At 35.0% G+C, this 8,308-nt stretch carries 6 protein-coding genes; 2 read left to right on the top strand and 4 right to left on the bottom strand.

From position 1 onward, the window contains the following. Positions 1-31: 31 nt before the first annotated feature. Entirely contained in the window at positions 32-1,054 is a 1,023-nt protein-coding gene (locus P3875_RS09200) for a T9SS type A sorting domain-containing protein (protein ID WP_303443671.1), read from the bottom strand. 141 nt (positions 1,055-1,195) lie between these two features. Continuing rightward, complete coding sequence (locus P3875_RS09205) at positions 1,196-2,068, bottom strand: hypothetical protein (protein ID WP_303443672.1); 873 nt, start codon at positions 2,066-2,068, stop codon at positions 1,196-1,198. 102 nt (positions 2,069-2,170) lie between these two features. Between P3875_RS09205 and P3875_RS09210 the strand changes: the two genes are divergently transcribed. Next, positions 2,171-3,067: a DUF4349 domain-containing protein gene (locus P3875_RS09210; protein WP_303443673.1), complete on the top strand. Its 897-nt coding sequence runs from the start codon at positions 2,171-2,173 to the stop codon at positions 3,065-3,067. Positions 3,068-3,080: 13 nt separating this feature from the next. Continuing rightward, on the top strand, positions 3,081-5,054 hold the full coding sequence (locus P3875_RS09215; RefSeq protein ID WP_303443674.1) for a KUP/HAK/KT family potassium transporter: 1,974 nt from the start codon (positions 3,081-3,083) through the stop codon (positions 5,052-5,054). 347 nt (positions 5,055-5,401) lie between these two features. Here the strand turns inward: P3875_RS09215 and P3875_RS09220 are convergent, their stop codons facing one another. Then, entirely contained in the window at positions 5,402-7,363 is a 1,962-nt protein-coding gene (locus P3875_RS09220; protein WP_303443675.1) for an OmpA family protein, read from the bottom strand. An 11-nt stretch (positions 7,364-7,374) separates the two neighbouring features. Then, positions 7,375-8,307, bottom strand: a complete 933-nt coding sequence (locus P3875_RS09225) for a PorP/SprF family type IX secretion system membrane protein (protein WP_303443676.1) — start codon at positions 8,305-8,307, stop codon at positions 7,375-7,377. Position 8,308: the final 1 nt, after the last annotated feature.

Genomic DNA, 8,308 nt, shown 5'->3' on the forward strand with positions numbered 1-8,308 from the left:
CAAAGTTGTTTTAAAGCTATAGAAAATAAAACTACTTTTTAACCAATTTTTTAACCGCTGTACCTTGTGCTGTTTGTAAATAGAATAGATACGTACCGCTTGCTAAATGCTCTACGTTGAGCTGTATTTCTGCCTGGTTATTGTAATCTTGCTTGCTTATTTGTTTACCTGCTAAATTGTACACCGTAATTTGGTTTACCTGCATGTTTTCTGCATTGCTAATATTTACCACATTTGTTGCTGGGTTGGGGTACAAATTAAATTTTGTAGCTAATTGCTCATTTACACTTAAAGCTATTACATTGGGTGGTACTGCATTTATAGCGGTTAATTTAATGTTATCGTATTTATTGCGGGTATAAGTTATTTGATTAAGATTACTTAAACTAACACGTAAAATAAAATTAGATATTGGGTAATCTTGTAAATAATCATTGGGAGACGTTTTTGAAGGGAAATCACGAACCGAAACTATATTATAATTTGGAAAAAAAGTATATGATTTTTTATTGGGATAATCTATGTAAACTATAACTGTAACCCAAGTATTAAAAGGCATATAGGTATATGCATCTGCTACATGACCCGTTATTTTACTTATATGAAAAAAAGGAAAATAAACAGTATCTGGTGACGAATTGAACCAGTAATTCTGCATGGGACTGATCAATTCCATACTGCTTACTCCATTGTATTGTTTAGTACCTGTAAAATAATCTACTTCAAACATAAACACATCGTTACCAGGTAAACGGTTAGCTAATAGTGTATTTAATCCTTGTTTACAAACGAGAAAATATTCATTAGTAGAATTTGAACCAGATGTAATATCTAATACTTTACCTCTACCAGGTTCGTTTACAATGGTAAAAAAAGAATTTGATTTTGTATATTCTGAATAAGTACACCAACCACCTTGCCCAGGTATTTTACCTGTAGGGTCGGTACCTAAATAACCCCAATTAAAACTGTCAAAATTTTCAGCGTACAAAACTTGGCTGTATATGTAGTTAACACACAGTAAACTTATTATAATTAGTAAACACTTTTTCATAATTTTTAGTTTAATTATAAGGTCATTCATCATATACTGTATTTTTTATTAGTCGCAGTAAACTATTTATTATTGCACTAATTTAGCATGTAAACTGAATGACCTTAGTAATTTAAATAATGGCTGTATTTTAACTTTTTATTAATGTACACGTAAATGTAAGGTAGAACGTTGCCAAAAAGTTGGAACGTCTTGCCAAATTTCCATACTTAGCTTTTTAGGCACGCTACCTGTTATGGTTTGTTCGTGTTTAATGCCAGCTGCATCAAAAACTAATTCAAATGAATTACATTTTCCAGAACCACCTGAGGTGTTATCATATACAGTAGGATTAAATGAAGTATCAGTGTAATAATGCAAATTAAAGCTACCAAAAGATAAACTACCTTGTGCTTGGGCTGTACCTAATACATTTGGTACTGGATGCCATTTTTTATTTGTTCCTTGAGGTAAAGTTTGTATTTCGGGGTGTAAAATATATGTGCCAACAAAAGCATTTGTAGCAGCTTCAAAAACATCAACTTCGTAAAAAAACACCTTTCCGTAATCTCTTAATAAAAGAAGTTCCATTGGTTGCAAAATTCCTCCATCATCAAAACCATTTGCCCATGCAGCCCAATTATATGGTGGTGGTGTATTAAGGTATCTAGGGTCTGTTCCACCTGGCATAGGTAAATGATCTTCCATATCTTCTATTCTTGCACCTTCTTGTGGCTGGAAAAGTGTGCTAATAGTTGTTTTTACAAGATTCCCCACTTCTTCACCATTAGCAAACAAATTAGGATAACCACCGTTATTAATTGCAAATGTATTTTGTGTGTGATGATCTTCAAATATACCATCATTCTTGCCATCAAAATAAGCTAAACCTACCCAAGCATGCACTTTTAAAACATAAGGCGAAAAGTTTCCATCAACATCTCCGTTAGTAATTACATAAGATGGTTGTAAGCCTATAAAATCAGCCCCTCTGTTATACCAAATGTCCCATGGCGAAAAATAATTTGTTGCCAAGGTACTAAAACCGCCTCCTAAAATTCAACCTAAAATAAAACGCATATAAATGTGTTTTATATCGTAATTAAAATATACCTTAGTATAACAAATATTTGGTATATGAAAAAATACATTCTTTGGGTGCTATTATTAAACAGTTTACTACTTAGTGCCTGTAAAAAAAACAATACTGCCACAGCTATTGAAGAAGTAGCTGTTGAAGAAGTAGCTGTTACCGAAATTGAATTACCCGAAGAAACACCCAGCAGTAGCAAAATGTACGATGCACAAGAAGCACCTACCGAAGAACCTGTTGCTACAAGTGTTGAAAACGAAAACATGTTTGCTAAAAAAATTATAAAAACGGCAAACATAAAATACCAAGTAGTTAATTTACAAGCCGAAAAAACAAAACTGTTAACCCAAACCAACACTTTAAAAGGCTTTGTGGTTTCTGAAATTGCCGATGCTACTTACAACCACCCACAAATTGAATTTCAATTAAACATTCCGTCTGATAACTTTGACTCTTTTATTAATTCATTAGAAAAAGATGTTACCTATTTTGATTTAAAAGAAATTAAACGCGAAGATGTTACCCGCGATTATGTAGATGTTGCTACCCGTTTAAAAAACCAACGCGCATTAGAAAACAGGTATTTAGAGTTACTTAAACAAGCAAAAAATGTTACCGAAATTCTAGAAATTGAAGACAAACTTAACCAAATACGTGTTGAGATTGAAATTTCGGAAAATCGTTTAAAACTTTACGACAGGCAAGTGCGTTACAGCACTGTAACCCTTACTATTTTTAAAGAACTACCTTATGCAAAAGCACCCGATAGAACTTTTATGTTTAAAACCAAAAATGCTATTGTGGGTGGTTTTGAAAATTTTGTAGAATCGTTAATAGATATTTTATACCTTTGGCCGTTTTTTTTAATTATTCTTATTTTAGGCCTGTGGTTTTGGATAAAATATAAAAAATACAAAAAAAAACAAACTAATTATAATTAAAAATCCAATTTAAGTGGAATCTAAACACAGCTTAAACAAAGTAAGTGCAGGTGCTTTACTAATTACATTAGGTATTATTTATGGCGATATTGGTACGTCACCATTATACGTAATGAAAGCCATTTTTGGAAACGCACCTATTAACGAAAATTTGGTTCTTGGAGCCGTTTCATGTGTACTTTGGACATTAACCATACAAACCAGTATAAAATATGTATGGCTAACTTTACAAGCCGATAATAACGGCGAAGGTGGAATTTTTTCGTTATACACCTTAGTAAAAAAATTAAAGAAAAAATGGTTAATTGTACCTGCTTTAATTGGTGGTAGTGCCATGCTAGCCGATGGTATTATTACGCCACCTATTTCAATTGCATCGGCCTTAGAAGGATTAAAAATCTATTACCCCGATTTGCAAACCATTCCGCTTGTAATTGCGGTTATTGTAGCCTTGTTCTTTTTTCAAAGTTATGGTACTAAAACAATTGGTAAGTTTTTTGGGCCTATCATGTTTATATGGTTTAGTATGTTGGCTGTGGTTGGTGTTTTACAAATTGTACAACTTCCGCAAATATTAAAAGCCTTTAACCCGTATTACGCTTATTTACTTTTAAACGAACACCCCGAAGGTTTTTACGTATTAGGTTTTGTTTTTTTATGTACAACCGGTGCCGAAGCTTTGTATAGCGATTTAGGTCATTGTGGAATAAAAAACATACGTGCCAGCTGGCTTTTTGTAAAAACCACCTTAATTTTAAATTATTTTGGCCAGGGTGCTTACTTACTATCACACAGCAATATACAATTAAAAACCTTTGAAAACGGAGTAGAATTTATTCAAAATCCTTTTTATTTAATGATGCCGCAATGGTTTATACCAATTGGTATTGTTGTTGCTACTTTGGCTGCAATTATTGCAGCGCAAGCTTTAATCACAGGATCTTTCACCATGATAAACGAAGCCATGCGTTTAAACCTTTGGCCACGTGTTTTGGTAAAATATCCATCAATAATTAAAGGCCAATTATACATACCTTCTACAAACTGGATGCTTTGCTTAGGTTGTATTTTAATTGTTTTACATTTTAAAGAATCAAGTAATATGGAAGCTGCGTATGGTTTAGCTATTGTTATGTGTATGATGGCTACTAGTATTTTACTTACTTATTACATGATTTTAAAACGCTTTAACAAGTACATTATTGCAGCATTTGTTATGGTATATAGTGTTATAGAGGCATCGTTTTTTATTGCGAATATCGATAAATTTCACCACGGTGGTTATGTATCGTTAGTTGTTGCTGGTGGTTTGGCTAGCGTTATGGCTATTTGGTTTTTAGGTAAACGTATTCGTAAAAGTTATACCGAATTTGTTAAACTTGAAGATTACACCGCTGTTATTGAAGATTTAAGTAACGATGAAAGTATTCCGCAATATGCCAATAACTTAATTTACCTTACCAATTCTAATATTAAAAGCGAAATAGAATCAAAAGTTCTTTACTCTATTCTTTATAAACGACCAAAACGCGCCGATGTTTATTGGATGTTACACGTAAATGTGTTAGACGAACCTTATGGAATGGAATACCAAATTAAACGTTTTTCTGATAAAATTATTCGTGTAGATTTTTATTTAGGATTTAGAATTGCCCCTAAAATTAGTCCGCTGTTTAAAAAGGTATTAGAAGATTTAAATAAATGCGGCGAATTTAACAAGTTAAGTACCTACCATTCGTTACGAAAAAATCAAATTCCGGCCGATCATAAATACATTATTATAGAAAAAGTAGTTTCGTTTGATAATGATTTACCTTGGTACGAAAAATTTGTTTTAGATTGTTATGCCTTTATACGCAAACACAGTTTATCTGAAGAAAAAGCATTTGGTCTAGATAACAGTTCGGTAAAAATTGAATATTACCCTTTGTTGTTAAATAAAAACATTGCCGATATTCCTTTAAAACGCCGAGAAGACAAAAAATAATTTCAATAAAAAAAATCCAACTGTTTCAATAACCCGTTGGATTTTTTTATTCTTACTTTTGAATTAAGAAAATGAATATTTGCTGTAAATATCACTATTCTCTTCATTTTTATAAAGCGAATCGCCTTTTAAAATTTGCTTACTCTCTACAATTAATTCATTTAAGTTGTTTTTAAACTAAAAATTTTTGTTATTTATTTTTTTTAGACTCTTTAAAATTAATAAGAAGCTATCCTTTTTTTTGTAGAATTTAATTGAGCTATATTGTAGAATGAATCCTATTAAAAAACCGAGTATTACATTAGGTAACACTCGATTTTTTAGGTATTTATTAATTCAATTTTATCCTACATTTCTACAATAATAAACTCAGATCTGCGGTTTGCTTGGTGTTGTTCTTCGGTACATTTCACTCCGTCTGAACATTCGTTTACCAATTGGCGTTCGCCATAGCCTTTGGCTGTTAAACGCGATGCGCTTATTCCTTTAGCTATTAACCATGCTCTGGTTGATTTCGCTCGATTATCTGATAATTTTTCGTTGTATTTAAACGGCGCTCTACTATCGGTATGCGAACGTATATCTATCTTCATCGTTGGATATTCTTCTAATACCGCTAATACTTTGGCTAATTCTGCCGCTGCATCCGGACGTATATTATACTTGTCTAAATCAAAATAAATTGGATTTAAGTTTAATGCTTTAAACAAATCGTCGCCTAATTTTATTGGGGTTTTCGCTTGTTCTAAAACTATTGTGTGCTCCGTTACGCCACTTTCGTTTGGTAATACAACCACGTCTTCTTTGGTTATATACCCTTCTTTTTCAGCTTTTAAACGGTAGGTTTCCCCACACTTAAACTCGTTTTTTAATTGATAGCTGCTGTTTTGGTATGTGGTAGTGCTTTCCAACGCTCCGTACATGTTGTTGTATAAACTTACTGTTGCATCGGTTATTAGCTCTCTGTTTTTTGCATCTACTACTTTTAATAGCAACTTTTGTAAACATTCTAATTGTAATGGTTTTACTTCGGCAAAGCGGTAAATATCATCGTTCCCCTTGCCGCCATCGCGGTTGCTTGAGAAAAATCCTTCTTTACTTGCTGAGTCTATGTAATACGCAAAATCGTCCGCGTTGCTGTTTATTGGCGTTCCTAAATTTTGTATCTCGCCTGGGGTGCTGTTGCGATCTAATTTGGTGGCATAAACGTCTAATCCACCTAATCCTACACGACCATCACTTGAAAAATACAAGTCATTATCTGCTGTTACATAAGGAAAGGTTTCACGTGCTTCGGTGTTGATCCCTTCGCCCATGTTTACCGGACCGCCAAAGGCACCTGATGGATGAATGGCTACTTGCCATAAATCGGAACTTCCAAAGCCTCCCGGACGATCGCTTGAAAAGTACATCGTGCGTTCGTCTTTACTTAATGTAGGGTGTGCCGTGTTAAATTCGTCGCTGTTAAAAGGTAATTCGCTTACGTTTTCCCACTTACCGTCTACCTTCTCGGCACGGTAAATCTTTAAGTTCGTGTTCTTCTTTGAATCGTACTTACGGCTTTTGTTTATGTAATTGTTGCGCGTAAAGTACATCGTGTTCCCATCGGATGTGATGATCGCTGTTGACTCGTTTAATGGCGATTTTACACTGCCTTTTAATCGCGTTACTTTATCGTTTGCACTAGCACTTGAGGCTACGTTGTATAAACTGGTAAAGGCAGCTCCTGTCCAGCTGTGTTCGCGTTTGTGCATTCCTCCGGTATCGCGTGCACTGGTAAAATACAACTCGCTATTGTATACATAGCTGCCGTAATCGGCATAGGCCGTGTTGATTTCTAAATTCTCTACCTTGTCATAACGCCCTGAGTTGGCTTGGATTTGCTGTTTTAGCTCGGCTTCGTTTTTACGTATTTTTGCTATTTGCGTGCTGCTGCCGGCTTTTGCTACAAACGCATCGTAATAGGTCTTTGCTTTGCTTTCTTGACCTAAATGCTGCAACGTTTGTGCATAGCGGTAATAGTATTCGCTGCCTATTTCATCGGTAGCGTTTTCGCTAAATAAGCGTGCGTAATGTTTGCTGGCTTCGCTGTAGCGCGCATTAAAATAGTACGCGTTGCCTAGCTTTTCTAACAAATCTTTACTTGCATAGCCTTTGTTGGCTACTTTTTCGTAAATGTCTAAGGCATCTATATACGCCCATTGGTCGTATTGCTTATTGGCGGTTTTTACGCCTGCTTGTGCTTGCGCGGCCGTATTCCCTAGTAAAAAAACCGTGAATAAGGCTGCTGTGTATATTCCTTTTTTCATCTTGTTGGCTTTTAAAAGAATCGCGGCGAGTTCACGCGGCGGTATTTGTTAAACAATTCAAAGCGCATAAAAATCTCATGTGAACCGTTGTTGTAGTTGCGTAATGCTCGTATATCGCTGTCGTAACTATAGCCTACAAATAACCCTTTGCTTACTTGAAAGCCTACTAATGCACTCCAAGCTGCGTCCCAACGGTATGCTGCTCCTAAGGTTAACTTTTCGTTGATTAAAAAGTTTCCCGTGATGTCTGCTTGTAAGGGCGCGCCTTCTACTGCTTTTAATAAAAAGGCTGGCTTGAATTTTAACATCGGATTCAGCTCAAATACATGACCTCCCATTAAGAAAAAGTGCATTCTTTGGTTCATCGTGCTTTGAATGTTGTCATCGTAGCGGGTGCTCTCTAAGAAATAAGGTACCGATAATCCTACGTAACTTTTGTTGGTATGCCAGTAAACACCTGCTCCTATGTTGGGAGTGAATTGATTGCTGATATCGTTTTGTACTTGTGGATCGTTCGGGTTGTACTTATTTAATTTTGAATACGATACATTTAAAAGGTTCGCCGAGCCTTTTAATCCAAAACTTAACTTGCTATCGCGGTTGTTTAGATCAACTGTGTACGAAAAATCTACGCTTAATGTATTCTCATCCGTTACTCCTAACGCATCGTTTACAAAACTAATTCCTAAGCCTACTTTGCTCTCTGAAATAGGTGTGTTGATTGAAAACGAATTGGTTCGGGGTGCTCCTTCTAAGCCTACCCATTGGCTGCGGTGTAAACCAAATATGCTTAACGCTCCTCTACTTCCTGCATACGCCGGGTTGATGTTGATGGTGTTGTACATATAGTTGGTGTACTGTGGATCTTGTTGGGAATGTGCTTGTGCACATCCCAACAAAGTTAATCCTAACAATAATCTATTGATATTTCTTGAAATATTCATA

This window comes from Myroides sp. JBRI-B21084, from assembly GCF_030545015.1.
Classification (GTDB): Bacteria; Bacteroidota; Bacteroidia; order Flavobacteriales; family Flavobacteriaceae; genus Flavobacterium.

Bases quoted from the DNA above. Each gene is read 5' to 3' on its own strand.
- P3875_RS09200 (WP_303443671.1), bottom strand. From the start codon at position 1,054: ATGAAAAAGTGTTTACTAATTATAATAAGTTTACTGTGTGTTAACTAC.
- P3875_RS09210 (WP_303443673.1), top strand. From the start codon at position 2,171: ATGAAAAAATACATTCTTTGGGTGCTATTATTAAACAGTTTACTACTT.
- P3875_RS09220 (WP_303443675.1), bottom strand. From the start codon at position 7,363: ATGAAAAAAGGAATATACACAGCAGCCTTATTCACGGTTTTTTTACTA.
- P3875_RS09225 (WP_303443676.1), bottom strand. From the start codon at position 8,307: ATGAATATTTCAAGAAATATCAATAGATTATTGTTAGGATTAACTTTG.